This is a genomic window from Nonomuraea guangzhouensis (genome assembly GCF_019396345.1).
Lineage (GTDB): Bacteria > Actinomycetota > Actinomycetes > Streptosporangiales > Streptosporangiaceae > Nonomuraea > Nonomuraea guangzhouensis.
Window position 1 is genome coordinate 22969 of the sequence record NZ_JAHKRM010000021.1, and the last position, 26662, is coordinate 49630.

The 26662-nt window shown below is 70.0% G+C and carries 24 protein-coding genes; 14 read left to right on the plus strand and 10 right to left on the minus strand.

Annotated features, from left to right (window positions below):
- Positions 1 to 156 precede the first annotated feature (156 nt).
- Positions 157 to 1197, plus strand: a complete 1041-nt coding sequence (locus KME78_RS37390) for an NAD(P)-dependent alcohol dehydrogenase (protein ID WP_219534185.1) — start codon at positions 157 to 159, stop codon at positions 1195 to 1197.
- A 42-nt stretch (positions 1198 to 1239) separates the two neighbouring features.
- Here the strand turns inward: KME78_RS37390 and KME78_RS37395 are convergent, their stop codons facing one another.
- Entirely contained in the window at positions 1240 to 1689 is a 450-nt protein-coding gene (locus KME78_RS37395; protein WP_219534186.1) for a hypothetical protein, read from the minus strand.
- 164 nt (positions 1690 to 1853) lie between these two features.
- Between KME78_RS37395 and KME78_RS37400 the strand changes: the two genes are divergently transcribed.
- On the plus strand, positions 1854 to 2942 hold the full coding sequence (locus tag KME78_RS37400; RefSeq protein WP_219534187.1) for a serine hydrolase domain-containing protein: 1089 nt from the start codon (positions 1854 to 1856) through the stop codon (positions 2940 to 2942).
- Here the strand turns inward: KME78_RS37400 and KME78_RS37405 are convergent.
- Positions 2931 to 3680 (minus strand): TetR/AcrR family transcriptional regulator, encoded by a 750-nt coding sequence (locus tag KME78_RS37405; protein WP_219534188.1) that lies wholly within the window; start codon positions 3678 to 3680, stop codon positions 2931 to 2933. The two genes, KME78_RS37400 and KME78_RS37405, sit on opposite strands and share 12 nt — an antisense overlap.
- Before the next feature lie 97 nt (positions 3681 to 3777).
- Here KME78_RS37405 and KME78_RS37410 point away from each other — a divergent pair, with 97 nt between their 5' ends.
- The 6 genes from KME78_RS37410 (at position 3778) to KME78_RS37435 (ending at position 10950) form a co-directional block, all read left to right on the plus strand.
- Positions 3778 to 5463 carry an amidohydrolase gene (locus KME78_RS37410; RefSeq protein ID WP_246652771.1) on the plus strand — a complete coding sequence of 562 codons (1686 nt, stop codon included), beginning with the start codon at positions 3778 to 3780 and terminating at the stop codon, positions 5461 to 5463.
- Between the two features lie 65 nt (positions 5464 to 5528).
- Complete coding sequence (locus KME78_RS37415; protein ID WP_219534189.1) at positions 5529 to 7193, plus strand: ABC transporter substrate-binding protein; 1665 nt, start codon at positions 5529 to 5531, stop codon at positions 7191 to 7193.
- 44 nt (positions 7194 to 7237) lie between these two features.
- Positions 7238 to 8182 carry an ABC transporter permease gene (locus KME78_RS37420; RefSeq protein ID WP_219534190.1) on the plus strand — a complete coding sequence of 315 codons (945 nt, stop codon included), beginning with the start codon at positions 7238 to 7240 and terminating at the stop codon, positions 8180 to 8182.
- On the plus strand, positions 8179 to 9102 hold the full coding sequence (locus KME78_RS37425) for an ABC transporter permease (protein ID WP_219534191.1): 924 nt from the start codon (positions 8179 to 8181) through the stop codon (positions 9100 to 9102). Before KME78_RS37420 ends, KME78_RS37425 begins: the two co-directional genes overlap by 4 nt.
- Entirely contained in the window at positions 9099 to 10166 is a 1068-nt protein-coding gene (locus KME78_RS37430) for an ABC transporter ATP-binding protein (protein WP_219534192.1), read from the plus strand. The genes KME78_RS37425 and KME78_RS37430 overlap by 4 nt, the downstream gene beginning before the upstream one ends.
- Positions 10156 to 10950 carry an ABC transporter ATP-binding protein gene (locus tag KME78_RS37435; RefSeq protein WP_219534193.1) on the plus strand — a complete coding sequence of 265 codons (795 nt, stop codon included), beginning with the start codon at positions 10156 to 10158 and terminating at the stop codon, positions 10948 to 10950. Before KME78_RS37430 ends, KME78_RS37435 begins: the two co-directional genes overlap by 11 nt.
- 81 nt (positions 10951 to 11031) lie before the next feature.
- On the opposite strand, the gene trxA is transcribed toward KME78_RS37435, so the two are convergent.
- Together trxA and KME78_RS37445 are read right to left on the minus strand one after the other, a co-directional pair.
- Complete coding sequence (gene trxA, locus KME78_RS37440) at positions 11032 to 11406, minus strand: thioredoxin (protein ID WP_219534194.1); 375 nt, start codon at positions 11404 to 11406, stop codon at positions 11032 to 11034.
- Between the two features lie 146 nt (positions 11407 to 11552).
- A complete protein-coding gene (locus KME78_RS37445) occupies positions 11553 to 12137 on the minus strand; it encodes a TetR/AcrR family transcriptional regulator (protein WP_219534195.1) in 585 nt (194 codons plus the stop codon).
- 120 nt (positions 12138 to 12257) lie between these two features.
- Between KME78_RS37445 and KME78_RS37450 the strand changes: the two genes are divergently transcribed.
- Positions 12258 to 12632 carry a hypothetical protein gene (locus tag KME78_RS37450; RefSeq protein WP_219534196.1) on the plus strand — a complete coding sequence of 125 codons (375 nt, stop codon included), beginning with the start codon at positions 12258 to 12260 and terminating at the stop codon, positions 12630 to 12632.
- Positions 12633 to 12643: 11 nt separating this feature from the next.
- Here KME78_RS37450 and KME78_RS37455 read toward each other — a convergent pair whose 3' ends face one another.
- Entirely contained in the window at positions 12644 to 17509 is a 4866-nt protein-coding gene (locus KME78_RS37455) for a DUF4132 domain-containing protein (protein ID WP_219534197.1), read from the minus strand.
- 335 nt (positions 17510 to 17844) lie between these two features.
- Here KME78_RS37455 and KME78_RS37460 point away from each other — a divergent pair, with 335 nt between their 5' ends.
- The 3 genes from KME78_RS37460 (at position 17845) to KME78_RS37470 (ending at position 19094) form a co-directional block, all read left to right on the plus strand.
- Positions 17845 to 18042 (plus strand): hypothetical protein, encoded by a 198-nt coding sequence (locus tag KME78_RS37460; protein WP_219534198.1) that lies wholly within the window; start codon positions 17845 to 17847, stop codon positions 18040 to 18042.
- Positions 18043 to 18078: 36 nt separating this feature from the next.
- Positions 18079 to 18738, plus strand: a complete 660-nt coding sequence (locus KME78_RS37465; protein ID WP_219534199.1) for a class I SAM-dependent methyltransferase — start codon at positions 18079 to 18081, stop codon at positions 18736 to 18738.
- A 185-nt stretch (positions 18739 to 18923) separates the two neighbouring features.
- Positions 18924 to 19094, plus strand: coding sequence for a hypothetical protein (locus tag KME78_RS37470; RefSeq protein WP_219534200.1), 171 nt, complete (start codon positions 18924 to 18926; stop codon positions 19092 to 19094).
- Between the two features lie 86 nt (positions 19095 to 19180).
- Here KME78_RS37470 and KME78_RS37475 read toward each other — a convergent pair whose 3' ends face one another.
- On the minus strand, positions 19181 to 21091 hold the full coding sequence (locus KME78_RS37475; RefSeq protein WP_219534201.1) for a tetratricopeptide repeat protein: 1911 nt from the start codon (positions 21089 to 21091) through the stop codon (positions 19181 to 19183).
- A gap of 370 nt (positions 21092 to 21461) precedes the next feature.
- A complete protein-coding gene (locus tag KME78_RS37480; RefSeq protein WP_219534202.1) occupies positions 21462 to 23144 on the minus strand; it encodes an ExeM/NucH family extracellular endonuclease in 1683 nt (560 codons plus the stop codon).
- Between the two features lie 205 nt (positions 23145 to 23349).
- On the opposite strand from KME78_RS37480, the gene KME78_RS37485 reads away from it, so the two are divergent.
- Positions 23350 to 24666, plus strand: coding sequence for a pentapeptide repeat-containing protein (locus KME78_RS37485; protein ID WP_219534203.1), 1317 nt, complete (start codon positions 23350 to 23352; stop codon positions 24664 to 24666).
- Positions 24667 to 24752: 86 nt separating this feature from the next.
- On the opposite strand, the gene KME78_RS37490 is transcribed toward KME78_RS37485, so the two are convergent.
- Both KME78_RS37490 and KME78_RS37495 read right to left on the minus strand, forming a co-directional pair.
- Positions 24753 to 25199: an SRPBCC family protein gene (locus tag KME78_RS37490; RefSeq protein ID WP_219534204.1), complete on the minus strand. Its 447-nt coding sequence runs from the start codon at positions 25197 to 25199 to the stop codon at positions 24753 to 24755.
- A complete protein-coding gene (locus KME78_RS37495; protein WP_246652772.1) occupies positions 25192 to 25539 on the minus strand; it encodes an ArsR/SmtB family transcription factor in 348 nt (115 codons plus the stop codon). The genes KME78_RS37490 and KME78_RS37495 overlap by 8 nt, the downstream gene beginning before the upstream one ends.
- A 93-nt stretch (positions 25540 to 25632) precedes the next feature.
- Here KME78_RS37495 and KME78_RS37500 point away from each other — a divergent pair, with 93 nt between their 5' ends.
- Positions 25633 to 26295 (plus strand): permease prefix domain 1-containing protein, encoded by a 663-nt coding sequence (locus tag KME78_RS37500; RefSeq protein ID WP_219534205.1) that lies wholly within the window; start codon positions 25633 to 25635, stop codon positions 26293 to 26295.
- Here KME78_RS37500 and KME78_RS37505 read toward each other — a convergent pair.
- Positions 26279 to 26614, minus strand: a complete 336-nt coding sequence (locus KME78_RS37505; protein WP_219534206.1) for a PadR family transcriptional regulator — start codon at positions 26612 to 26614, stop codon at positions 26279 to 26281. The two genes, KME78_RS37500 and KME78_RS37505, sit on opposite strands and share 17 nt — an antisense overlap.
- Positions 26615 to 26662: the final 48 nt, after the last annotated feature.

The window sequence follows — 26662 nt, forward strand, 5'->3', positions numbered from 1 at the left end:
GCGGCCGCCGGTTCGCCCACCTCGACCCCGGACATCCCGCGAAAGCACAGGTTTGGTGAACTGACTTCAGTTTACTAACATGGGAGGCGTGCTGATGTCGATCATCGGCGGCCGAGCGGTGGCCGCACCCCGTACCACAGCGAGCCGGGTGGCGCGGTGAGAGCGCTCAGGCTTCCGGGCTGGGGCCTCCCAGCGATCCTCACCGACGTCGAGCGGCCGTCCCCCCGAGACGGCGAGGTCCTGCTACGGGTGGAGGCCGCGGGTCTGTGCCACTCCGACCTGCACGTCCTCGACGCGGGTCCGGCGGGCATGCCCTTTCCGGCACCGTTCACCCTCGGCCATGAGATCGCCGGTCGTGTAGAGGCCGTGGGCCCGGCCGTTACCGACGTCGCCCTCGGCGATCCCGTCGCGGTCTACGGTCCATGGGGCTGCGGTGAGTGCCCGCGCTGTCGGGCCGGCATGGACAACTATTGCGACCGCAGGGCGGAGCTGCCGTGGGCTGGGGCCGGACTCGGCCGCGACGGCGGGATGGCCGAGTACGTCCTCGTGCCATCGGCCCGCCATCTCGAGCCGATCGGCGAGTTGGATCCCCTGCAGGCCGCGCCGATGACGGATGCCGCCCTGACGCCCTACCACGCCATCCAGCGATGCAGGCCGGCGCTGGGCGAGGGGTCGACGGTCGCCGTCATCGGCGTCGGTGGCCTGGGACACCTGGCCATCCAGATACTCCGCGCGATGACACCGAGCCGGGTATTCGCCGTCGACGTGCGTGACGAGGCCCTGAGCCTCGCCGACAGATGCGGAGCCCACCTGAGCACCGGCATATCGGGAGACACGAGCCGGGTCCTGCGGACCGCGAGCGGCGGTCACGGCGTCGACGTCGTGCTCGACTTCGTGGGCACCGACTCGACGCTTGATCTGTCCGCCGGGAGCCTCCGCGCCGACGGGGAACTCGTGGTGGTCGGCAGCGGAGGCGGACGGCTGAGCGTCCGGAAACCAGGCGCGCTCCCCCAGGGCGCCCGGATCTCACTACCGTTCTGGGGCACCCGCCCCGAACTCACCGAGGTGATCTCGCTCGGCCGTTCCGGCGCGCTCCACGTCGAGGTCGAACGGTTCCCGCTCTCCGCCGCCCTTGAGGCGCTGGCCCGGCTGCGCAGCGGACAGCTGAAGGGACGAGCCGTAATAGTGCCCGATTGACGCGTTCAACGTCGGCTCCCACGATCACCGAACTGGGTGAGGTCACCGTGTGACGACCACTGTCTCCTCAGTGTCGATGGAGCCGCCCGCAAGGAGCGCGGTGACTGCCGCGCCACCGGCGAACGCCATCGCCAGTGCTGCCGCCGCCACGATCACCGGCCGCCGCCAAGTCGCGTGCCGCAAGGGCGCGGCGATCGGAGCAGCAGCCGTCCCGTCGACGATCTTCGTGCGGGCGACCACCCACGCCCGCACGTTCTCCTCGCCGAGGCCGCAGCCTCTGACGAACGCCACGAGAAGTTCCTCGCGTGGCAGCCGGTTCTTGCCGAGCATCGTGGAGGCGGTGGAGGAGGGCAGCGTGTCACCGGCGGCGGACGCACATCGTTCGAGCTGCCGGAAGCTGCGGCCAGACCAGGCCTTGAGAGCCCGTAGCCCGGCCATGAAGGTGGCCTCGTCGGTGGCTGCCGACGGTGACGGCGGTGGTGTGGCGGTCATGGTCGCCCCTTGGGTCGCGTAGCGATCGATAGCTTGCCGGTGCACGGCACGGCGCTGAGCTGGCCGTACAGCGTCCCGCACAAACCCGGACACCTCGACATGTTGATCAGTTCCGGCCGCATCGGTCAACTTGTGCCCCCCGGACAAATCACTTGTGAGGTCGCATGAACCGGATCCGCACCGGCGCGCTGCTCATGGTCGCGCTGGCCCTGGCCGCTTGCTCCCCGGCAGCCGACGAACCGGTCGGCGATTTCCTCGCTCGCGTGCTTCCCGAAGGATCTGGCGGCACGGTCATCGCAGCGCGCGGCGATCAGATCTCTTACTGTCAGGGCTTCGGCCTGGCCGACCGCGACGCGCGGATCGCCGCGACCTGCGACACGGTGTACGACGTCATGTCGATCACCAAGCAGTTCACCGCGGCCGCGATCCTGAAGCTGGAGATGATGGGCAAGCTCCGGACGAGCGACCGGATCAGCACGTACCTCGGGCCGGTCCCCGTCGGCAAGCGCCCGATCACCCTGCATCACCTGCTGACGCACACCGCAGGCTTGGTCGAAGGGCTCGGCGACGACTACGACGTGCTGTCCCGTGACGACATGCTGGCCAGAGCGCTGGCATCCAGACCGCTGTCGGAGCCAGGAGCGGAATTCCACTACTCCAACGTGGGCTACAGCATGCTCGCCGCGATCGTCGAGAAGGTCTCCGGCCTGAGCTACGAGCGATTCCTGGTGACATACCTGTTCACTCCCGCGGGCATGACCAGCACCGGGTACGTACTGCCCCGATGGAATCCCGCTCAGGTCGCCGTGGAATACGACGCCAAGGGAAACAGCAGAGGCCGCCCGTACGAGCATCGGTGGGCGGCGGACGGCCCGTACTGGAACCTGCGCGGCAACGGCGGCATGCTGTCCACCGCACGCGACATGTTCCGCTGGCACCACGCCCTGACCGGTGATGCCATCCTCTCGGCGAGCGCCAGAGACAAGCTCTTCACCCCCCACGTGCGGATGCCCGCCTCGGATGAGTCGTACGCCTACGGCTGGAGCGTCCGCGACACCGACGACGGGCGGATCGCCTGGCACGACGGCGGCAACTCCTGGTCGCTGGCCGCCTACGTCAGATCCCTCCACGACGGCATCATGGTGTTCTGGGTCAGCAATCACGCCTACCGCCAAGGGCGGTGGAACCTCGAAGACCGAGCATCTGACCTGACGCTGGGCCTCATGAACCGTACTCGTGCCTCAGCCGCGTAGGGCGTCCTCGATAAGGCTGATCATCGAATCGGTTACGGACCGGTAGATGTCCCACTCGGTCACCTCGGCGAGTTGCTGGGCATGAGCTCGGGCCGCGGGGTACTCGGCCTGCGGCAGTATCGCGTAGATCCTCGTCCAGGCGCTGTTGTCCTTCTCGCGCAGGGGAGGGGCGAGGCTGTCGCCGGCCGCCTTCATGCCGCACATGCCGAGCATGGAGTCGACGAAGGCGCGGTAGTAGAGGACGGTCCGCTCCGGGGACAGGCCGGTCGAGGCGAGGCTGGACAGCAGGAGATCGACCATCTTCCGTTCGCCGGGTCCGCCGGTGGTGCGGTGGAACGCCATGGAGTAGATGGCCGGGTGGTCCATGCATGCGCGCCAGCTGTGAGCCGAGACCGTTCGGAGGACCGCTCTCCAATCGGATCGGTCGACGCTGGACTCGATCGCCGCGTATGCCTCTTGGATGAGCCGGTCCATACAGGCGAGCACGAGGTCGTCCTTGTCGCGGAAGTGCCGGTACACCGCGGTTGGGTCGACGCCGAGTTCCTCGCCCAGACGACGCATGGTCAGTGCCGCGGCGCCGTCGCGGTCGGTCAGCTCCAGCGCACGGTCGACGATCAGCTCGGAGCTGAGCGCGGGCGCCCGGTCACGACGGGCCGGGGAGGCCGCGCCCTTCGCGTCGCCGGCCGTCGTGATTTTCGGCTGCCGCCTGGCCATGTCCACCTCTCTGATCAGTGACACGCGATCGTAACACGAGTGCTGTTGTCAACAGCGTTGACAACAGCCATGGCATCGTATCCAATCGTGGGACCAGCGTCCCGCCGAGGAAGAGGCCCTGATGACGTCCATGCCGCACGATCACGACGCTCCGCTGACCGTGTTCCGCAACGGGCGCGTGTTCACCGCGGACGCTGCCCGTACCTGGGCAGGCGCCGTCGCCGTAGAGGCCGGAGAGATCGTCGCGGTCGGTGGCGACGACGCGGTGGCCGAGTATCTGAGGCGGGCCGACGAGGTGGTCGATCTCGACGGGCGAGCGCTGGTGCCGGGCTTCGTCGACGCCCACGCCCATCCCGTGCACGGCGGTCTGGAACGGGCCCGCTGCGACCTGACCGAGGGCCGGACGCTCGAGTGGTACCTCAACCGAATCGGCGCCTATGCCGCCCGGCACCCGGAGCGCGAGTGGGTTCTGGGCGGCGGTTGGTCGATGGAGGTCTTCCCGGGCGGGCGACCCGACCGTGTCGCGCTCGACGCCGTCGTCGCGGACCGACCGGTGTTCCTGCCCAACCGCGACCACCACTCGGCCTGGGTGAACAGCGCGGCCCTGCGGCGCGCCGGTATCGACGCGCGGACCCCCGATCCCGCCGACGGACGGATCGAGCGCGACACGGACGGCGAGCCCACCGGACTGCTGCACGAAGGGGCGATGGACCTGGTCGCCGGGATCCTGCCTCCGGACACGCAGCAGGAGTTCGACGACGGCCTGCGGGAGGCACTGCGATACCTGCACTCCCTGGGAGTGGTGGGCTGGCAGGACGCGATGGTGCGAGTCGACGGGGACGGCCCGTCGGCTCATGCGTCCTACCTGCGGGCGCAGCGGGAGGGGTGGCTGACCGCCCGCGTGTCCGGCGCGCTGTGGTGGGACCGGGCCTGCCCGGCGGAGGCGATCGCCGAGCAGATCGCCCGCTTCCACGCCGTCCGCGGCCAGGCGGCGGCCGCGGGTGACCGATACCGTGTGCACAGTGTCAAGGTGATGCAGGACGGCGTGATCGAGACCTTCACCGCGGCCCTGCTCGAACCGTACCTGGACCGCTGCGGCCACCCCACCGGCAACCACGGCCTGAGCTTCCTCGCCCCGGACACCCTCCGCCGGGTGACCGTCGCCCTGGACGCCGCGGGATTCGACGTCCACTTCCACGCTCTGGGAGATCGGGCGGTCCGCGACGTCCTCGACGCGATCGAGGCGGCCCGGGCGGCGAACGGCGCGTCGGGCGGCAGACACCACCTGGCGCACCTGCAGGTGGTCCATCCGGACGACGTCGCCCGGTTCCGCCGGCTGTCGGCGGCGGCGAACCTCCAGCCGCTGTGGGCCTGCCACGAACCGCAGATGGACGAACTCGCCATCCCGTTCCTCGGGCCCGAACGGTCACGATGGCAGTACCCGTTCGGTGACCTGCACCGCGACGGGGCGACGATCGTGATGGGCAGCGACTGGCCGGTCTCCAGCCCCGACCCGCTGGCCGGCATCCACGTAGCCGTGAACCGGATCAGCGGGGAGGCCCCGGCGGGCACCCAGCCGCTGGAGGGCGGGCAGGCGCTCCCCCTCCCCGTGGCCATGGCCGCCTACACCGTGGGCTCGGCCTGGGTGAACCGCGTTGACCAGCTGACCGGCGCCATCGCGGTGGGGATGCGCGGCGACCTCGTCGTCCTTGACCGCGACCCCTTCGACGGGCCCACGGAACACATCGCGAAGACCCGGGTCCACCGCACGTACGTCGACGGGCACCCCGTCCACGTCGACGACTGATCCACGCGCTGGGCGCCCCGGCGTTCCGCCACTCAACCAGCCGCCCGAGTACAGGAGAGGCACCCATGGCCCACCTCCACCGTCCCCCGTCGCTGACCGGCGCCTGCCTGGTCGGCTCCATGCTCATGACGCTGACCGCCTGCGCCGGGGCCGGAACGTCCCCCACCACGCCGTCGGGCCCGGCGATCGCCGCCATCGGCGCCTCGCAGGTCTCCACGGGGACGGCGACCAAGGATCTGGCGGCGGTGACCTGGTCCGGCGACTACCGGCCGCTCTACACGCTGGATCCGGTGAAGGTCCCCGACTATCCGGAAGAGACCGTCATCCCGAACATCTGCGAGTCGCTGATCCGGGTCGCCGGCGACTACTCCCTCTCCCCCGGCCTGGCCCGGTCCTACACCTTCACCACCCCCACCACCCTGAAGCTGAGCCTGCGCACGGGCGTGACCTTCTCCGACGGCACCCCCATGACCGCCGAGGACGTCGTCTACAGCCTCAAGCGCAACCTCGACCCGAAGGCGGCCTCGGGCTACGCGGCCAACTTCGCCACCGTCACCTCGATCGAGGCGGCGGACCAGTCGACGGTGACGATCACCTTCAGCCGGCCGGAGCCGACCTTCCCCACCGTTCTGGCCACTTTGGCGGGTGCCGTGGTGCAGAAGAAGTTCGCCGTCGCCAAGGGCCAGTCCTTCGGCAGCCCCGACGTCGGCGTGGTGTGCACGGGGCCCTACCGGTTCACCTCCTACGACGGGTCATCGAAGCTCGTGCTCACCCGCAACGACGCCTACTGGGACACCGCGCACAAGGCTCGCGCGAAAACGTTCACCTTCGTCTTCCCCGCCGACAACTCCGCGCTGGTCAACGGCCTGCTCTCCGGCCAGATCGACGGCGCGTTCAACATCCCGAGCAACCTGCTGGACCAGCTGCGATCCGCCACGACCGGCAAGGCCTATCTGGGCGGCGAGGGGTCCACGCCGATCAACGTGGACCTGCTGATGTCCAAGGAGAGCGGCCCGGGAGCGGACGTCCGGGTACGGCAGGCCCTGTCGATGGTGATCGACCGGGCCGCGATCGCGAAGACCCTCTTCAAGGCAGCCGCCGACCCGCTGTACAAGGTGACGGGACCGGGCCTGTGGGGGTACGAGAAGGCCACATTCAAGGCCGCCTACGACCCCCTGGTGAAGCAGCCGGACGTCGCCGCGGCCAAAGCATTGGTCCAGCAGGCCGGCGCGACCGGGGCGACCCTCGCCTTCGGGTACCCGTCCGGCAACCCGCAGCTCGTGCAGCTCGCCACGGTACTGCAGCAGGAGGCCGCCCAGATCGGGATCAACCTCAAGCTCGTCGGCCTGCCCAACCAGCAGTACGGCTCGCTCTTTTCCGACCAGGGCGCGCGCAAGCCGTTCGACCTGTTCATCACGCTCAACTACGTCGAGCTTCCCGAGCCGTACCTGATGGACCGGCTGTACGGCTCCAAGACCGGCGGCACCAACTTCAGCGGGTACTCCAGCCCCACGGTCGAGCGGCTGCTCGACCAGGCCGGGCAGACCACCGAACTCGCGGAACGCGCCGGACTCGTCGTGGAGGCCGAGGCGCAACTCGCCCGGGATCTGCCCTCGATCCCGATCGTCCAGCCTCGCGCGATCGTGTACCAGAACAACCGGCTCACTGGCGCGCCGCTGACGTTCGCCTACATGACCTCTCCGTGGGCGGCGGCCATCGGTGGCAAGTGACCTCCCGTGATCGACGTCAAGAGCCGTCCGGAAGGAGGCGCGACATGACCGGGTTCCTGATGAAACGGTTGCTGGGTCTGCTGGTCACCCTGCTCGCCGCCAGCTTCGCCATCTACGCCAGCGTCTACCTGTCCCCCGGCAGTCCCGAATCGGTGCTGTTCGGTGCCCGCAACCCCCCACCTGAAGTGCGCGCGGCGGTCCGCGAACATCTCGGCCTGGACGAGCCGTTCCTCACCCGGTACGTCCGCTGGCTCGGACAGGTGCTCCACGGTGACCTGGGGACCTCGCTGGTCTCCCAGCAGGACGTCGCCTCAAGGCTCGCCCACCCGCTCGTCGTCACCGCCGCGCTGGTCGGCTACGCCTCGATCCTGATCATCGTCCTCGGCATCGGGCTGGGTCTGCTCTCGGCGCTGCGCCCGGGACCGGTCGACGGCGTCGTCAACGTCCTCGTCTCCACGGCCACAGCCGTTCCCGCCTTCGTCGCGTCCTCATTGACCATCTCCGTCTTCGCCGTCGGCCTCGGCTGGTTCCCGGCGTACGGATTGACCGACGAGATCGGGGGATGGTGGCGAAGCCTCACCCTTCCGGCCCTGAGTCTCGCGATCATCGCCAGCGGGCTGCTGGCCCGCATCACCCGGGCCACCGCCCGCGAGCAGCTCGCATCCGACCACGTACAGACCGCGGTGGCCCGGGGTCTGTCCACCCACCGGCTCGTCCGCAGCCACGTGCTGCGCAATTCGGCCGGGCCGGTGATCTCCGTGGCGGGCCTGCAGATCGCGAGCCTGTTCGCCGGCGCTGTGGTCGTCGAGCAGGCCTTCGGCCTGGCCGGCGTCGGACAGTTGCTCATCACCTCGGTGCAGCAGAAGGACTTCCCCGTCGTCCAAGCCGTCTGCCTGCTCCTGGTCTCCGCCTTCGTCCTGCTGAACCTCGGAGCCGACGTCCTCGTGGCCCGGTTCGACCCACGCCTTCATCGGACGGTGATCTCATGACCGCACCGACCGCCGGCCCTCGTACGATCACGACCGTCCCGCCACCGCCCAGGCGAGGCCTCCGGTCCCCGTACCTCGGCGCCACCGGCCGGCTCGCCCTCGCCATCATCGGCCTCGCCATCCTGCTCGCGGCCCTGGCGCCGCTCCTTGCCCCCGCCGACCCCAACCACGGCGACCTGCTCGCGCCGTTCGCCCCGCCCTCGATCGAGCACTGGCTGGGAACCGACGCCACCGGCCGGGACATCGCCTCCCGCCTCATGTACGGCGCGCAAACCAGCCTGCTCGGGCCGGCCGCGATCGTCCTGCTCTCCCTCGTCGTCGGCATCCCCCTGGCGCTGGCGGCCGCCTGGCACGGCGGTGTCGTCGCGTTCGTCATCACCCGGGCGCTGGACATCGTGTTCGCCATCCCGGGACTGCTGCTGGCGATCCTCGCCGTCTCCCTGTTCGGGCCCGGGCTGTGGCCCGCGGTCATCGCACTCGCCGTCGCCTACCTGCCGTACGTGGGCAAGCTGACCATGACGGCCGCCGAGCAGGAACGCCGCCTTCCCTACGTGGACGCGCTCAGCGTCCAGGGCCAGTCCGTGGTCAAGATCGCCGGCGTGCATCTGCTCCGCAACCTCGCGCCGGTGATCGCCGGCCAGGCGACCATAACGTTCGCCTACGCTCTCATCGACCTGGCGTCCCTGTCCTTCCTGGGGCTCGCGGTACAAGCGCCCACTGCGGATTGGGGAGTGCTGATGAGCGATCGCGACGCCATACTGCAGGGCCATCCCGGCCAGGTGCTGGCCGCCGGGACTCTCGTCGTCACCACCGTCCTCAGCCTTTTCGTTCTGGGGGCCCGGTTGTCCGGAGACAAACCCACGCGGCGCCGATCGACGCGCCTCCTGCGCCCCCGGACCAGCGAGGGAGGTTCGCGATGACCCCTGGATCCGCCGAAGCCCTGCTCTCGTTGAGGAACCTCCGGCTCGACGTCACCGGCGACGACGGCGACATCCGGCCCATCCTGCGCGGCCTCGACCTCACCGTGCGGGCGGGCGAGGCCGTCGGATTGGTCGGCGAGTCCGGGTCCGGCAAGTCGATGACCTTGCGCTGCATCGCACGTCTCACCCCGCCCGGGGCCCGGGTCGGCGGCGACGTCCTCGTCGGCGGCCGGGACGTCAACCGGCTGCGGGGCAAGGACCTGCGGCGGTTCCGGCAGACCGAGGTCGGCTACGTCTTCCAGGATTCCCGCTCGGCCATCAACCCGATGCACACGATCGGCGACTTCCTCCTCGAGACGGCGCGAGACCGCGGCCAAGACGTCGACGCCGCGCGCGCCTCGGCCGTCGACGTGCTGACCCGGATGGGCGTCTCCGACCCGGAACGCCGTATGCGGCAGTATCCCTTCGAGCTGTCGGGCGGCCTGCTCCAACGGGTCATGATCGCTTCCGTCATCATGGTCCAGCCGGTCCTGCTGCTGGCCGACGAGCCCACCACCGCTCTCGACGTCACCACGCAGGCCGATGTCCTGGCCCTGACCGATCGGCTCCGCCGCGACCTGCGCATCGCGATGCTGTTCGTCACCCATGACCTCGATCTGGCGACCGCCGTCTGCGACCGGATCGCGGTCGTCTACGCCGGGCTGATCGTCGAGGTCGCGGACGCCGAGACAGCGCGGCGGGCCCCCGTGCATCCGTACACCCGCGGCCTGCTCTCCTGCCGGCCGCCCCTGGCGACCCGGCTGGATCGCATCCCCGTCATCGCCGGGACGCCGGTCTCAGCCACCGACAGCGGCACCGGCTGCCCCTTCGCCGGCCGCTGCCCTGTCCGGATCTCCCCCTGCGACACGACGCCGCCCCCGGCTCTCGAACACGTCGGCGGCCGGGTGCACTGCCACCGAGCCGAGGAGATCATCGCCGGCGCACTCGACCACGAGCTGCCGCTGACCGGCGCCGTCACCGCACCGACCACGGCACCAGCGCAAGGAGGTCGCGATGAGCGGTGATCCGGTGATCCGCGTCAGTCACCTCGTCAAACGCTACGGGCACGCCGACGCGCCCAACGTGGTCGACGACGTCTCCTTCACCGTGGACCAGGGCCGGACCCTGGCGCTGGTCGGTGAATCCGGTGCCGGCAAGTCCACCATCGGCGCCATCCTGACCGGTCTGCAGACCGCTACCTCGGGAACCGTCCAGGTCTGCGGAGAGGACCGCAGCCGTCCCGCGCGCTCGACCCGGTCGCGCCGTCACCGGGGCTCCCAACTCCAGCTTGTGGCCCAGGACCCGTTCACCTCGCTGAACCCTCGCCAGAAGATCGGTGACGCGATCGCCGAAGCGGTGGCTCTGCACTGCCGGCTGTCCCCGTCCCAGCGTCGCGAGCGTGTCCGGGAGCTGCTCGACGCCGTGGGGCTCACACCGCACCACGCGACGGTCACCCCGCGGGCCCTGTCGGGCGGGCAACGGCAGCGCGTCGCCATCGCCAGGGCGCTGGCGGCTCAGCCGGAGGTCGTCGTCCTCGACGAAGCCGTCTCCGCGCTCGACGTGTCGGTCCAAGCCCAGGTCCTCAACCTGCTCAACGATCTGCAGGCACAGACCCGCACGGCGTACGTGTTCATCACGCACGACCTGGCCGTCGTCCGGCAGATCGCACACGACGTGGTCGTCCTGCGGCACGGCAGGATCGTGGAACAGGGCGAGGCCAACGCGATCCTGAACCAACCGCAACAGCCCTACACTCAGCTTCTCCTCGCCTCGACACCCCGCCCCGGCTGGACGCCCCCGCCACGGTAAAGTGCCAAAACCCAGGCTCTGGTCGGCCGTAAAACAGAGAACGGAAAAGCCCCGCTGGTGCGGCGGGGCTTCGTGGTGCGGTCAGTTCTGCTCGGCGCTCTTCAGCTCCTCATTGAGCTCGGCCCTGATCGAGTCCATGTCGAGGGCGCGAACCTGGCTGATCAGGTCTTCGAGCGCGGGCGCCGGGATCGCGCCGGGCTGCGCGTAGACCACGATGCCGTCCCGGATCGCCATGAGCGTCGGGATCGAGCTGATGTCGAAGCCCTGGGCGAGCGCCTGCTCCGCATCGGTGTCGATCTTGCCGAAGGTGATGTCCTCGTGCTTGTCGGACGCCTTCTCGAAGATCGGTCCGAACATCTTGCACGGGCCACACCATTCGGCCCAGAAGTCGAGCAGGACAATCCCCTTGTCGGCGATGTCGTTGAAGTTCTTCTCGGTTACCTCGATGCTCGCCACCAGTGGCTCCTCGTATCGTCGAGTGAAGTCGGTATGTCATCTCCAGGTGCAAACCTGTCAACCACGTACCCGCCACCAGCATTCCATGTCCACGGCCCGGACGGCCCACGTCACACCCACGCGGTCAGGAACGAGGCCGGGACGTTTCAGCCGGTCGTCACGGCGCGCCTGACGCTCTCGCGGAGCAGGGCGCGACGCCGCTCGTGCAGTTCGGAGGGCTCCTCGGCGGTGGCGGCGTAGACGTTGCTGACCGGTGACCATGCCATGGACATCGCGATGACCATGGCCATCACGTCGAACGGGTCCCCTGGTATCACGATGCCCGCGGCCTGCGCCTCGGCGATCGCGTTCAGCTTGTGGTCGTTGAGACCGTCGGCCTCGACGAGGTGGCCTGCGGGGCGTCGCTCCAAGCGGGCCCAGGTGGCCAGCCGGATGAGGTCGGGGCGGCGGAGGTACTCGTCGTACAGACGCACGGCCCAGTCCGCGAGGTCGGTGGCGTCGATCGGGACGACGTTCACGATCCGCTCCAGCGAACCGAGGAAGATGGCGTCGAACAGCCCTTCCTTGCTGCCGAAGTAGGCGTAGAGCTGCGCCTTGTTGGTGCGTGCGGCGGCCACGATCCGCTCGATGCGGGCCCCGGCGATCCCGTACTCGGCGAACTCCCGGGTCGCCACGTCGAGGATGCGATCGCGCGTCGCGACGCCACGGGAGGTCAGGGGCTGATCGACCATGCCTGCCAGCCTACCAAACAGAACAGTCGGTTTGCTTAGCGGTTGGCTCATGACTACACCGGGGCTTGTGGGCACACGCCTTCTGCCAGAAGATCGGTTCCCTGAACGAGAGGAAGTGCCGTGGGCATCGATCGACATCCGCTGAGCGAGCTGGAGAGATCTCTCGTCACCGTCGCCGGCGAGTACGGCTTCCAGCTCACGCACGTGGTGAAGTACTACTGCGAGCTGGAACAGCCCGACCGTGGCGTGGTCGTCTATCTCGACCGGCGACGCACGCCGGCGAACGTGATCGCGGTGCTGATCCATCCAGAGACCGAGCTGGCCCGGCTGTTCGACCTGGCGGGGGCGACGATCCCCGCCGACTTCCGACATGGCTCGAACATGCGCCGATTCCCGAAGAGGCTGCACACCGGCAAGCAGCCGATCACCTACGGATACGCCATCGAGTGTGATGATTCAGGCGTCTTCGGCCGCCTGCTCGATCGTCTCGCTTGACGCCTGTCACATCACCCCAGCAGGACCGCGGCCTCCAGTGGCTCGGACGAACGGAGGAAGCGCAGGTCCTCCATGACCAGGGCGACACCGCTGGCGCCGCCGCGGCGGAGGGCCGGGGCCAGCGCGTCCAGGTCGGACCAGCGGGACGGGCGGAGGTGGACGCGGTAGCCGTCTCCGGCGGGCTCCAGGGTGAGGGCTTCGCCGATGGCGAGCCTGCTCTCCGGGAGGTGGGCCGCGGTCGTTCCGGCGGCTCGTTCCAGGGCGGTGACCGAGGTGATCCCGACGGCGATGGGCAGGGTCGTGTCCGGGCCGACGACGTGTTCGTGCAGGTCACGCAGGCGGGCGGCGGCGGTCGTGCGGGTGGGGTGGTCCTTGGGCAGGCGGTCGGCCAGGAGCCTCACAGCGCGGGCGATGTGACCCAGCGGCGGTACGGACGGACGCTCGCCGAGCAGGGCGATCAGCGCCTCCAGGGCGTCCTCGGCGCCGGAGGCGAGGGTGACCCACTGCTCGGTGGTGAGCGGGGTGAGCCTCGGGTGGCGTTCCGTCCAGTACGCGACCGCCCGGTCCAGGTCGGGGCCCGTACGCCAGAGGTCGGCGGGGTCGTCGGGCATGAGCGACTCGACGACTTCGACGGCCTCGTCGGTGGTGGTGAACGCCTCCAGACAGAGCGCGGCGATGCGCAGTTCGATCTCGGTCAGGTCGAGTTCGCGGGCGCGGGCGGCGTCGCCCTTGCGGAAGGCGGCGACGCGGCCCCGCGCCCAGCCGTCCGGCCAGGAGAGCGTGCGGGCCGAGGTGGACAGCAGGATCAGGCACTGGGCCGGTGACAGGCCGGTGGCCTCGGCGAACGCCCGTACGGTCGCCTCCCGGTCCACGGGCGGCGGGCCGTTCTCGGCGATCAGGTCGAGCGCCCGCCGGAGCCGGTCCGGGTCGCCCCAGCCGCGGCAGGTCCGCAGCTCGACGGCGCGGTTGCGGGTGAACAGGAGCGGGTCGGGGCCGTCCGGTGTGTAGAGGAGGGCCGTGACCGCGTACCCGTGCCCCACCTGCTCGTAGTCGGCGACGGCGGCGGCCGCGATGGGGCCGCGGCCCGAGTGGATCTGCCCGAGGTCGTACTCCGGGCGCAGCCGGGCGACGTGCCAGGTGCCGTCGGTACGGAGGAGTTCGGGGACGGCGGCCAGTTTCAGTTTCAGGAGTTGCGCGCGCCCGCCGCCGTTGCCCCACGCGGCGTCCAGGACGGTGGCGCCGAGGCGGCCCAGCGTGTTCTCGATGCCCTTGACAGCGGAGGCGTCGAATGTCGCGATCTGCTTGTCGTACGGCACATCGACGGCGGCACGGGTGAAGTGGACGATCCTCGCGTACGCGGACTCAGGCCCCGGATCGTCCGGCTCGGGGGACTTCTCGGACCGGACAGCGGGTGGCGCGGCGGCGAGCGCCGGGCGCAGGTGGGGCGGCGGGGTCAGCGCCAGGCGTTCCAGCAGGGCGAACGCGCGCTCGCGGCATTCGACGGCCGTCCACACCAGGAACGTGACGCCCTTCCAGAGCGACTCGTCGGTGATCTCCGGCAGGAGCGGGTGGAGCCGTCCCGCCAGCTCGTCGCGGGCGGCGCCCTTCTCCGCGTACCCGCTCTCGGGGTCCAGCACCCGCATGAGGTCGGCGGCGAGCGCAGCGTCCGCGACGTCGATCAGGGCCTGCGCCTTCTTCTCGTCGACGGCGCGCAGCGCCCTGGATCCTTCGGGGTCGCGCGGCCGCATCGCCGACCACCGGCCGGGAGGCGCGACCAGGCGGGTCCCGGACGCGTAGCGGTGGCAGGCGACCGTGCTGATGTTCTCGGCACCGTCGTGCTCGGGCACCCTGCCCCAGCCGCGGACGTAGCGGCCGATGGTCCGCCCGGCCGGGTCCCGCAGCTCGATGATCCGGCCGTGGCCGTGCCACACGGTGGCCTCGGCGCCACCGGGGAAGGCGACCCGTTCGCCGTCGGCCGGTACGACGCGGCGGGCGGCGGGATGCGCGCTGTCGTGCGGGCAGTGCGGGCCGCCGTGATCCAGTACGGTCACCCGGCCGTTCACGGCGATCAGGCAGCGGTCATAGAGGTCACGCGCCTCGGTCCGTTCGTGGGACCGGTGGGAGATGTCCTCGTACGTACCGAAGCCGTGGGACGGGCCGGCTCCATCCGGTGTGACGACGCAGGCACGGAACTTGTGCTCCCAGAGCCGACCGGACTCGATCAGGAGCAGGTCGGTGCCGCTCTCTTCCAGGTAGTCGGTGATGGTGCTGACGTGGCCGGGGACCAAGGCGGGCAACTCCAGTTCGTCGAGGACGCCGCCGCTCAGCGTGGCGGCGAGGGCGCGGGCCGGGTCCGTCCCGGTCGCGATCGTCCGGACGCCGTCCAGGAGCAGGCCGGGGACTCCGCCGATGGTGAACCGTTCGGCGTCGCACAGGGCGGCGTGCGCGTCCGGAAGCCCTTGACGTGGGACCCGCTCGGCATGCTCGGCCAGGATGGCGGCGACGATCTGCGCCGTTCCCGGTGTCGTGGTCAGGGCCCGTACGGTCTCGGGGGCGGTCTGCTTCGGGACGGCGGGCTCGGTGACGTTGAGCTGGTTGGTCACGTTGCCCACGATCGCGTCGCGCAGCAGCGGAGCCCAGCCCGGGTCGGCGGCGACGGCGGCCAGGTCGGTGCCCGCTCCGGAGGCGAGCCGGTCGTACAGCTTGAACGTGTGCAGCAGCCGGGGCCGCGCGAGCGGGACGCCGCGATCCAGGAGGAGATCGAGGAGCGGGAGGTCGGCGGCGGTCTCCTCCCAGCGGTTGACCTCGTCCTCGTCCGCTCCCAGCACCGCTTCATGGTCGTCGCAGGTGAGGCCCTCCGCGCGCAGCCGCGTACCGGCGTCGTGCAGGAGGTCGCCGAGACCGGCGACGGGGAGTGCGAGCCCCGCGTACAGCTTCAGGAAGCGGCCGAGCCAGTCCTTCGCCGCCGCCCCCGCCAGCCCGGGGGACGTGGTGAACGGGGCGGTCAGGCCCGCGCCCGCGAGGTTGCCGAGCAGGAGCGACACTGCCGCGCTCTTCGCCGTGGGAGTGTCCGTGGCGGGCAGCGGCAGGATGCCGAGGAGCGCGCGGCCGATGCCCGCGTCCGCCCGTGCCATCGGGCCGAGCAGCGGAAGGACGAACGTCCAGAGGGCCTGCGGTGCCGACTCCATGCAGCCGTTCTCCAGCAAGGCCTGTACGGCGCGTTCGTCCTCGGGCCCGCCGAGCGCGTGCCCGGCGGCCTTCGCCAGCGCCGCCCAGCCGTCGGCCAGGGCCAGCGCGCCGTCCGTGCCGTCCGGGACTTCCTCGCACCACTCGGTGAGCAGGCTGCGGTGCCAGCGGTACGCGCCGAGGGCGGGATGGCGGGCGGCGAGCCGCTTGCCGTGCTTCTTGAGCGTGGCCGTTCCGGCGGCGTCCGGCCCCGCGGCTAGGTGCGCCGCGACGAGCGCGGCCTCGTCGACCGGCAGCGCGTGCGTGTCCTCGGCGGCGCGGGCCTTGTCGAAGAAGGCGGCGGCGAAGCGGGCGCTGTCCGCGGCGGCCAGGATCAGCGCGCACTCCTCGTAGAACGGCGGCAGCAGCTCGGGCGCGTGCGTCTCCAGGTCATCGCCGGTACGGGTGAGCGCGGTGCGCGCGAGGCCGGGCTTGCGGGCGGCCAGGTCGCGGGCGGCCCGCAGGTCGGTGTGCGCGGCCAGGATACGGGCGCGGTGCTTCGGGCACCGGTGCAGGGCGGACGGGAGGAAGCCGAGCGGGCCCGCGTGCACGGTGCCGACGCCGGTCTCCGCCACCGGGTCCAGGTCGTACAGCGACTTCTCGGCCTTGTCGCCGTTGACGGCCGCGCGCCGGACGAGTTCGACGACCGGCTCGTCCAGGACGGAGTGCTCGTAGCGGACGGCGACGCACGTGTCCTCGTCGGAGCCGGCGGGCGTGCCCGGCAGCACCGCCCCGGCGCGCAGCAGCACGTCGCGCGTCGGGCCGGTGATGCCGGAGTGCACCACGGTGCCGGGCTCGCCTTGGTGGGCGTCGCAGTAGCGGGAGTACGCCTCGGCTGCCTCCACCACCGGCTCCGTCTCGTCCACGGTGCGGTCCGCGTACAGAGCCATGAGAATGCGGACGCCCTCGGACCAGGCGATGTCGCCTATCTCCCGGCCGCCCGCGGTGAAGCTCAGCCAGGCCATGTAGGCCGGGCTCATCGGCCCGTTCCACTGCAGGTCGATCTCGATGCCGAGCGGCTCGGGCGCGCGCACGGTGAACCGCGCCCCGCCCCCCTTGATGCGCCCGCCCAGCTCGTGCACGCGACGCTCGAACGCGCCGCCGCTCTCGTAGTGGGCGTCCATGTATCCGAAGGTGTCGACCACGCCGAAGGTACGGTCCATGCTCGCGTGGCGCGTCCACACCTCGCGGTGTACCTGCTCGATAACCTGCGTGAGGTTCCGTCCCCGCCAGATGGGCAGCTCATCGCCGAGCAGCAGCGGGTGCGGGATCGCGAAGGCGCCCGCGCCCGTCCACGCGCCCTCGCGCAGGAGCGCGCAGCGGCCGAGGTCGGGCGCGCCGTCGACGATCGGGGCGATGACCAGGTCGGTGAGCGTCTCGCGCCACACCGGGTCGTCCCACACCGCCGCGAACACCACGGCCGGGACGGGCAGCGACCGCACCATCCAGGACTCGACCCGGTCGTGCACCGCCCGCGCGTGTTCGCCGAGCCGGTCGCAGAGGGCGGCGAGCCGTACCGCGGTCGGATCCTTCCTGACGTTGGCGGGCACCTTGGCCAGCACGCGGCCCGCGGCCGTCCGGCAGGCGAGCACCGGCCGCCGTGTCCCCTCGACGGTGAGCTCGTGGCCCGTCGCGATTCCGATCCATCCCATGGCACGCCATTCTTGATCATCCCTAGGACATTCTGCGGGAAACGGATGAATCGAACGTCGCCACCTGCGGGCGCGATCCGCCGCGCCGGCGTGCCGCGGGCCGGGACCGGCAGCCCGCCGGCCCGGCAGCGGCGTACGACCTCCCGGTAGACCGCCTCCTCCTGGCGGTTCAGATATCGCAAGCCGATGACCTCGCACAGGACCGCTTCGACCGCGGCCGGCAACCGTCCCTGGCCGCCACTGGAGCACCGGCCTGTCACGGCACATGTCCGCCCCTCCCGCATCATTCGACCCGGAATCCAGCGACGGCGTGACGGTCAAGGACATCGCCCAGGGTGCGGCCACCCTCGACCCTCCTGGCCGCCTCACCCCTCGTCGAAGGCGTGACCGGACAGTACTTCGAGGACTGCCAGCAGGCCGCCCCGTACACGCCCGGGCTCCGGCGCGGCTTCGCGGCCTACGCCGTCGACCCCGACGCAGCCGCCCGCCTCTGGCGAGTGTCCGCCGACATGATCGGCGACGCCCGCCAGTAGCCCTGTCCTGTCGGTGTCGGCTGACATGATCTGCCGATGACGGATAACAGTGCCTTGATCGCAGCGTTCTGGGATGCTTCCGCCGGTTCCTTCGACGAAGAGGCCGATCACGGCCTTCGGCAGCCCCATGTCAGAGCGGCATGGGCGGAACGCGTGCGCTCGTGGCTACCTTCTTCGCCCGCCGATGTCCTGGATCTGGGTTGTGGCACCGGCTCGTTGTCCTTGCTGCTCGCCGAGCAGGGCCACCGGCCGATCGGGGTGGATCTGGCGCCGCAGATGGTCGAACAGGCCCGCCGCAAGCTCACGGGGGCCGGCTTCGATGCCGCGATGCTGGTGGGCGACGCGAGCAGCCCGCCCGCGGCGGCGGGAACGTCGTTCGACGTGATCCTGTCCCGTCACCTGCTGTGGACCTTGCCCGCCCCCGAAAAGGCGCTGCGCCGATGGGTCGATCTGCTGCGCCCTGGCGGGCGGTTGGTGCTCATCGAAGGCCGCTGGGCAACCGCCGAACCGAGTGAGGACCACTCCTATCCAGGAGAAACCGCAGGGTTGCCGTGGATGGGCGGGGTCGAGGCCGAGCGGCTCGTGCGGGCGCTGCGACCGATGGTGCGCACTTCACGCGTCGAGCCACTCCTCGATCCCGCTCTATGGGGACGGTCCATCCAGGACGAGAGATATGCCGTGGTCGCCTTCGCTTAGCCGCCGCGTTGCCTACTTGGCCTATCTCGGGAATCTCCGCCGCTGGTGGTTCTAGGCCGTTCGGGGGGAGACGTGCGGGAGACTCGATAGTTCTCGTTCCTGAGCCTCATGTCGATGCTGACGGTCGCACATCCGCGGACTCCTTCGTTCATGGAGCGCGCCACAAGCCTGGCGCGGAGTCGAGGATGGCCACTCTCGTGCGAGGCGATGATCTCGGGCTGAGGGAAGATCTGACGAACACGGTGAACGCCCTGTTGATCACCCGCCATGGAGACGAGCTTGGCTGGGTGCCGGATCTCTTGCTCGACTGCGTGATGTGGGAGGCATGGGCCACCTCGGGTGACTGTACGACCTGATGTGCCTGCCGTCGGACGAGACGGCAAGCCGTGTCACGAGTCTGGGCAGGTCGGACCAGACGGGCCAGCGCTCGGGAGACAGCTGCCTACTCCAGGCGACGCAAGACCGAGTGCGCGTGGGCCAAACGGTGCTCGTAAGCCTCGGGCAGGCCCGCGGCGAGCGACTGGTACAGCGCGACCGCCTCCTCCGCGGCCGCGCGTCCGTCCGCGTGCGCGCCATCGGTGGCCATGCGGACCTCGGCGAACATCAGCAGCGCGTACGCGTACCTGCTGCTGTAGCGGGCCGGATGCTGTGCGGCCGGCCGCCGGTAGATCTCCACCGACTCGGCCGTGGCCATCAGCGCCTCGGCGTGCTCGCCTCGCCGGAAACGCACGAGGCCGTGATCGGCCAACGCATAGGCGAGGTCTCCCGCCAGGCGGTGCGGATCGAGTTGGTGCAGGCGGCGATAGATGTCCAAGGACTGCAGCGAGGCGCTCAGCGCCTCCTCGTACCTGCCGACGTTCACCGCTGACACGCAGAACGTATGCTGCGCCAGCGCGAGGCGCTGCTCGTGCGTCTCGGGGTCGGTGGCCGCGAGGGTGCCGCACAGGGCGACGGCTTCCCGCGCGGCCTCCAGCGCCTCCTCCTGGCGGTTCAGGCTCGCGAGGGTGCACGACTTGTTGTTCAACGCCAGCGAGAGCTGCTCGGCGGTGTCTTGATGGCGGCGGGCGATCTCGACCGCCTCGGAGTCAGCGGCGAGCGCCTCGTCGACCCGATTCAGGTCATGCAGGTGCACGCCGAGGTTGTAGAGGCTGACGCACAATGACAGCTCGGCCTCGCGTACGTCTGCGCGGCTTTCGTTGACGTGGTAGTTGTCCTGGTCGCACTCGAGGTCATCGAGATCTTCCTCGGTGAGCTCCTCGTCATCAAGCAGGTCCCTGGCTTCGATCAGCCCGCCGTCCTCGAAGAGCTCTCTGCCCATCGGCTGATCATGTCCATCAAAGAACGCCTCTTCATCAGGGAACAAGCGCTCCAGTCGCTGTAGGCGGTCTGTTTTCCGTGCCGCGATCTCGCGAAGGTGACTCACTGCCTCCTCGGCGGCGACCAGTGCCTCGAGATGGCGGCCCAACCGGCCGAGGTCGGTGGCGACGTTGCTGAGCGTGTCAGCAAGATGACGGAAAGGCAGATCTTCTTCGTCCGCGTCGATCGGCTGCCGGTACACCTCCACGGACTGGGTCAAAGCCGTGTGTGCCTCCTCATAGCGCCCGACCCATGCAAGAGCGTCGCCCAGCGACCGCAGCGCCTTGACGTAATAGTTCTTGACGAGCCAGGCGGGCTCCTCGCCGGCGTGGAGGTAATCGCGCCAGATGGTCAGCGCCTCGGTCGCGGCCTCGACGGCTTCGTCGAAACGGCCGACGCTGGTGAGACAGTCGGTGTATCGGCCGAGCGCGTAGGCCAGGGTGAAACCCCTGTTGCGGCCGGGCCCGTCGGCCGGCTGCTGCCGGATGTCGCTGATCGCCGCGGCCGCCGACTCCAGCGCTTCGTCGTGCCGCCCGAGTCGCACCAGGATCCCGATGAACCTGGTGTGCGCGTCGTTCGCCAGGTCCAGGGCGGAGGCGTCAACGACTGCCAGGCGCAGGCTCACCGACTGCACTTCCCGCAGGATCGGCAACGCTTCCTCAAGGCACCCGAGCTCCACGAGAACGTCGCCCAGAGACTGCAACGCACGGCGGAAATCGTCCAGATGGTCAACGGCAACGTCCGTGCCGTAGTCCTCGATCACTTCCAGATACGCCAGCCGCGCGAGGTCGTACCAGCCCGGTTTCTCCAGTTCGTCGCCAAGGCTGCGTAACGCTTGGGCCAGCGCGTCCGGGCTGGGCCGGGTTTCCCGGGGCTGCCCACGCAGAGCCTCGATCTGCTCCAAGAGGACCCGCGCGTATCGCAAATCCGGATAAGCCTCGTCGGATGGTACGGGGTGTTGAAGCAGCATCTCTGAGGTGATTCGATCTTCGAGCATGATCGGGACGATAGCGCAGCCTCACGATATGACCTGCCACGCGGGTTGCCGCGATCGGCCGTCTTCCTCGGTCTCCAGTGATCGGGCCGGGCGGCCGGTTCCTGGCGAACTCGGCGATCAACCTGCGGGTGATGCTGGGCGCGAGCAGGGTGTCACCGTGGGCCACGACCCGTACAGCGGTCGTCAGCTCGGTCGCCGTCACGTCTTTCAGCAGGAATCCCGACGCCCCTGCTGCCAGCGCGTCGTATATGTAGGAGTCCAGATCGAACGTCGTGATCATGATGGCCCGGGTCGGGCCCGAGGCGGCGATCCTGCGTACCGCCTCGAAACGGGCGGCCCGTGTCAAGGCGGGCCGCCCGTGGCGAAGGGGTCAGTGGCCCGGCAGCGTGAGGCCGAGGACGAGCGGGTCGTGGTCGGAGGAGCGGAAGGCGTCCGGCTTGTACAGGGACGCCGGGTTGTACTCGGTGTTGTAGTCGAGGATGCGCGGCTCGTCCGAGTTGATGTGCCAGATCGTCGCGCTGGTGACCCGCTTGAGCAGTTGCCGGCCGACCAGTGCGTGGTCGAGCTCTCCGGCCAGCCCGTCGAACAGGTAGCTGTACCGCAGGGACGCCGGCACGAACTTCTTGGTCACGCTGGTCAGGCCGCCCGCCTCCAGCGTGTGGATCGGGTCCTCCTCGCCGTAGGCGTTGAGGTCGCCGAGCACCACCGGGTTCGGCAGGTCCTTCACCAGGCCGAGCAGTGTCTGGGCCTGCTTGACGCGGGTGGCGTTCCAGCAGCTCTGCCCGTCGCCCTGATCGGCGTCGGGGCCGCTGGACGGGCAGGTGCCCTTGGACTTGAGGTGGTTGACGACCATGGTGAACGGCTGGCCGCCGGCCGCCCGGCGGAACGTCTGGATCAGCGGCGGCCGGCTGAACACCGCGTCCTGCGACGCCTGCGGCGCGCCGACGGGGGTGAGCTTGGCGGGCTTGTAGATCAGCGCGACCTGGATGGCGTCCGTGCCGGGGTACGGATGCTGGAGCGCCGCGTACGTACCCGCGCCGACCTCGGCATTGACCGCGTCCACGAGTGCCTGGAGCGCCGTCTGGCCGTTGTTCTCGACCTCCATGAGGGCGACGGCGTCGGCGTTGAGGCCCTTCAGGGCCGCCACCAGCTTGGCGAGCTGCCGCTTCTGCTCCTCGGCGTTGGTGGCACCGCGCGAGCCGAGGGTGGTGAACCAGTTCAGCGTGTTGAACGAGGCCACCTTGATGTTGCCCACGACCGGGAACGGCCGGGGCAGCCGCGGGTTGGTGTTGTGGTAGTCGATCGGCTTGGTGGGTTGCAGGCGGTAGGTGCCGAACCCGTAGCCGAGCACGCCGGTGATCCCCACGGCCAGGTCGCCGGTCCGGACGATCGGCGGCAGGGTGGCCGGGTTCTCCCTGCTGGAGCCGTCGTCGATGAGCAGCGAGCGGCGCGCGTTCAGCGCCGCGTCCACGCCGGGCCGGTCCGTCGGCTGGAACAGCCGCCCGCCGGAGGAGACGGTGACCTCGCCGTAGCGGCCCAGGTTGTAGTGCTCGCTGACGGTCAGCGGCTGCGGGAAGGTGAGCAGCATGTTCTCGACGGGCTCCCGCCCCTCACCCGGCAGCTTGTACGGCTGAGCCGCCACCGAGCCGGTGCCGCAGGCGTCGATGGCGGTGACCGGAGACAGCTCCGTCCACCCGTTGTACTCCGTCACCTTGCCCGTCACGAGCACCCGGTCGCCGACCGCGACGTCCTTGAGCGTGTCGCGGGCGTAGGCGAACAGCCCCTCGGAGGTCTTCGGGTCGGCGTCCGGCTTCGGGTCCTGGAAGAAGAAGCCGCTCAGCTGGTCGCCGCGCTGGAAGTCGCCGGTGACGACGCCTTCGACGGTGACCGTCTGCCCGGCCAGCGGGCTGGCGTCGCCGTCGCCCTGCACCTCCGCGATCCGCCGGCTCGGCGGTGTGTCGCACGCCGTGGCCGGTGTGGCGAGCGCCGGCGTGGCGGGGAGGGCGGCGGCCACCACGACCGCGACGAGAAAAGCTCGGCTTAAAACATGCATGACCGGCACTTTAGAGCTAATTGCGGTCACAGATTTCCACATGAAAGTGGCCAGAACATTAAATCATCCAACCTTGACATTGGGTGGTACCGGGTATGAGGACTGCATGGACTGGGTCACCTGCGCCTCTTCGGCAGCCTGCATGGGAATCGCCCGCCAGCCGTACGACCGTTGCCTGGCTCACCTGCAACCAGACGAAGTCGCCGTGACACTCGACGAAATTACCCCCGGCCGCCTGCTGGACCTGCGCGGCACGCCGATCAACGGCCCATTGCTCGCCAGGATCATCGAGGCGACGGGCGGCAGACCCGGCCGGGCCCGGCTGGACCGGGTCACGTTCACCAGTGACGTACGCCTGTCCGGCGTGACGTTCACCGGTGACGTGTCGCTGGACGGTGCCAGGTTCGAGCGGCTGGCCTCGTTCTTCGGCGCCCGCTTCGAGGGCAACGTGTCGCTGGCCGGGGCCGGATTCGCCCGCGAGCTGTCGTTTCACGGCGTCCGAGTACGCGGTCACCTGTCACTGGACCGGGCGGTGATGTCGCGTGACGCGCTGTTCAGCCAGGCAGTGTTCGGTCACGGGCTGTCGTGCGAGCGGGCCAGGTTCGACGGCTACGCCACCTTCGACGGGGCCCTGCTGGGCGACGGCGCGAGTTTCCGCGGCGCCAGGTTCGGCCGGACGCTGTCGTTCCGCAAGGTCACCGGCCATGCCCAGTTCGACACCGCGCACTTCGCGGCCGACGCCTACCTCTCGGCCGCCGGTCGGCTGTCCGCCTCGCGGGCCCGCGCCGACGGCATCTTCGACGTGGCCGTCGCGTCCGGCCGGGTGGACCTGCGGCGGATCGAGGTCGCCGGTGGGGCGACGATCCGGCTCACCGACTCCCAGGCCGACCTGGAGGGCGCGGTGCTGCGCGGGCCGGCGATGGTGACCGGGCGCGGCTGGTCCACGCTGACCTCGCTGCGCCACGTCGACGCGGCCGACCTGGCGCTGTTCGGCCTCGACCTGTCGGGCTGCCGGTTCGCCGGGCTGGCCCGCCCGGCCGCGGTCCGGGTCAAGAACTGCACGTTCGCGCTGACTCCGCGGGGGGTGCGGGTGAGCCTGCGCTGGCCGATGCTGCGCTGGTTCTCCCGGCGCAGCGCGCTGGCCGACGAGCACACGATGCGCGGCTGGACCACCCCCGGCGACAACCCGGCTCGCCATCCGGCCACGTACGACCGTCCGACGGCGGTGGATCCGCCCGCCGGGCCCGATCGGCTGGCCGCCCTCTACGCCGGGCTACGCGCCCAGGTCGATGACGTCGACACTTCGGCCGACTTCGCGTTCGCGGCGATGGAGATGCGCCGGCAGGCGGGCCGCCGGTGGTGGTTGTCGCTTTCGTGGCTGTTGTGGGGGTACGGCATGCGGATGGGCCGGGCGGCGGCCTGGATCGCCCTGCTGATGGCGCTCACCCTCGGCGCCGTCTTCTGGACGTCGGCCTCGCACGCGGAGCGCGCCGCCGACCCACCGCCCGCCGCACACCACTAACCCGCCGCACACCACTAACCCGCCGCACACCACTAGCCCGCCGTACATCACTAGCCCGCCGTACATCACTAGCCCGCCGTACATCACTAGAGCGTGTCGAGGACCTCGGCGATCGCCGCGAAATGGGAGGACCGCCAGCCGGCGTCCATGATCTTGCGGGCCAGCTGCTGCATCGCGTCGTCCGGGTCGAAGCCCTCATGGTCGAGGAAGAGCCGGGTGCCCTTGCCCTCGGGCTCCAGTCGCCAGGTGACGGTCCAGTCGGCGTTCTTGCCGTCGGTCCAGCTGATCTTCAGTCTCTTCTCCGGCTCCAGCTCCAGCACCTGGCAGTAGACGACGCCCTCGAAGCCGGTCTGCTTCACCGGCTTGGTGGTGAAAGTGAACCGGTGCCCGACCTCCGGCTTGAAGTCGTTGGGCATGAGCCAGCGGGCCACCAGCTCCGGCTCGGTCAGGGCCCGCCACACCTTCGCGGGTGGATGCGCGAGGAACTGGTCCATCCGGATCGCGCGCTGATCTTGCATCGTGTGTTCAGGCATCGTCGTCTTCCATCTCTTTTCGTTCCAACTCGTCCAGCAGGGAGCTCAGGTTGGTGAGCCGCTCTCTCCAGAAGCGTTCGTACGGCGTGAGCCAGTCACGGATCTCCATGAGCGGCGTGGCCTCCAGCCGGTAGAGCCGTTCCCGGCCCCGCCGGGTCTCGGCCACCAGGCCGGCATCCTTGAGCACCTTGAGATGCTCCGAGACGCTGGGGCGGCTCATGTCGAAGCGTTCGGCCAGCCGCCCGGCCGGCTGCGTGCCCTCGTCGAGCAGCAGGCGCAGCAGCTCTCGCCGGGCCGGGCTGGCCAGCGCGGTGAACACATGGTCCGCGGATATGTGCATGTCGGCCACTATACGTAGGAATTTCCCTACATATCAAGATGTCAGGGAGATCCCGGATTACCTAGGAGGATCTCCCTCCGTAAGATAAGGAGCATGCGCATCGACGACTACGTGGCCGAGCTGGGCAAGGCCCTGTGCGGGCCGCCGGGTCCCAAGCACGACCTGGTCGTCGAGGCGCGCGACAGCCTGGCCGACACCGCCGACGCGCTGGAGGCCGAGGGTCTGGCCCGGGACGAGGCCGAGCGGCTGGCGGTGCGGGAGTTCGGCGCGATCACCGAGATCGTGCCGAGCTACCAGCGGGAGCTGACCGCCGCGGCCGGCCGGCGGCTGGGCCTGCTGATGCTCATCAGCCTGCCGATCACCGTGCTGATGTGGTCGGTGGTCTGGCGCTTCTACCCCACCAACTCCCTGGCCGTCTGGGTCGCCCGGCCCGACTGGTACGACACCGCCTCGCGATGGCTCGACATCCTGCAGTTGTCCACGGGCCTGTACGGCGGCCTGTCGCTGTTCGCGCTGGGCCGGGGCACCCGGTGGATCCGCAGGCCGAGGCTGGTGACCAAGTGGCTGGGGATCATCGTCTGGTCGATGCTGCCGGTGACCGTGGGGCTGGGCCTGGTGCTCTCCTATGGGGCCGGCATGCAGGAGACCGCCCAGACCTTCCTGCCCGCCGTGCTCGCGAACCTCGTCACGGCGGCCTTCTGGGGCCTGCAGCTCTACGGTGCGACGCGCTGCCTGCGCGTCAGCCGGACTGCCTGACCCCCGGCTGCAGCACGCCACCGATCACACTCGCGAACTCGGCCCAGGCCGACCGCTCCCCTTCCAACTGCTTCCGCCCCGAATCGGTCAGGCGGTAGGTGCGCCGCCGGCGCCCGCCGACCGTGGCCCACTCGCTGGCCAGGTAGCCGATCCGCTCCAGCCTGCGCAGCGCCGGGTAGACGGTGCCGGTCGGCACGTTGAGCGCGCCCCCGCTGCGTTCCTGCAGGGCCTCGATGATGGCGTAGCCGTGCAACGGCTCGCGCTCCAGCACAGAGAGCAGCAGAGCGTCCATGTGGCCGCGCAGCGCGTCGGGGTTCATGGCTCCGATCCTAGATAACGCTTCGTTGTGTAGCCAGTCTACAGGTAG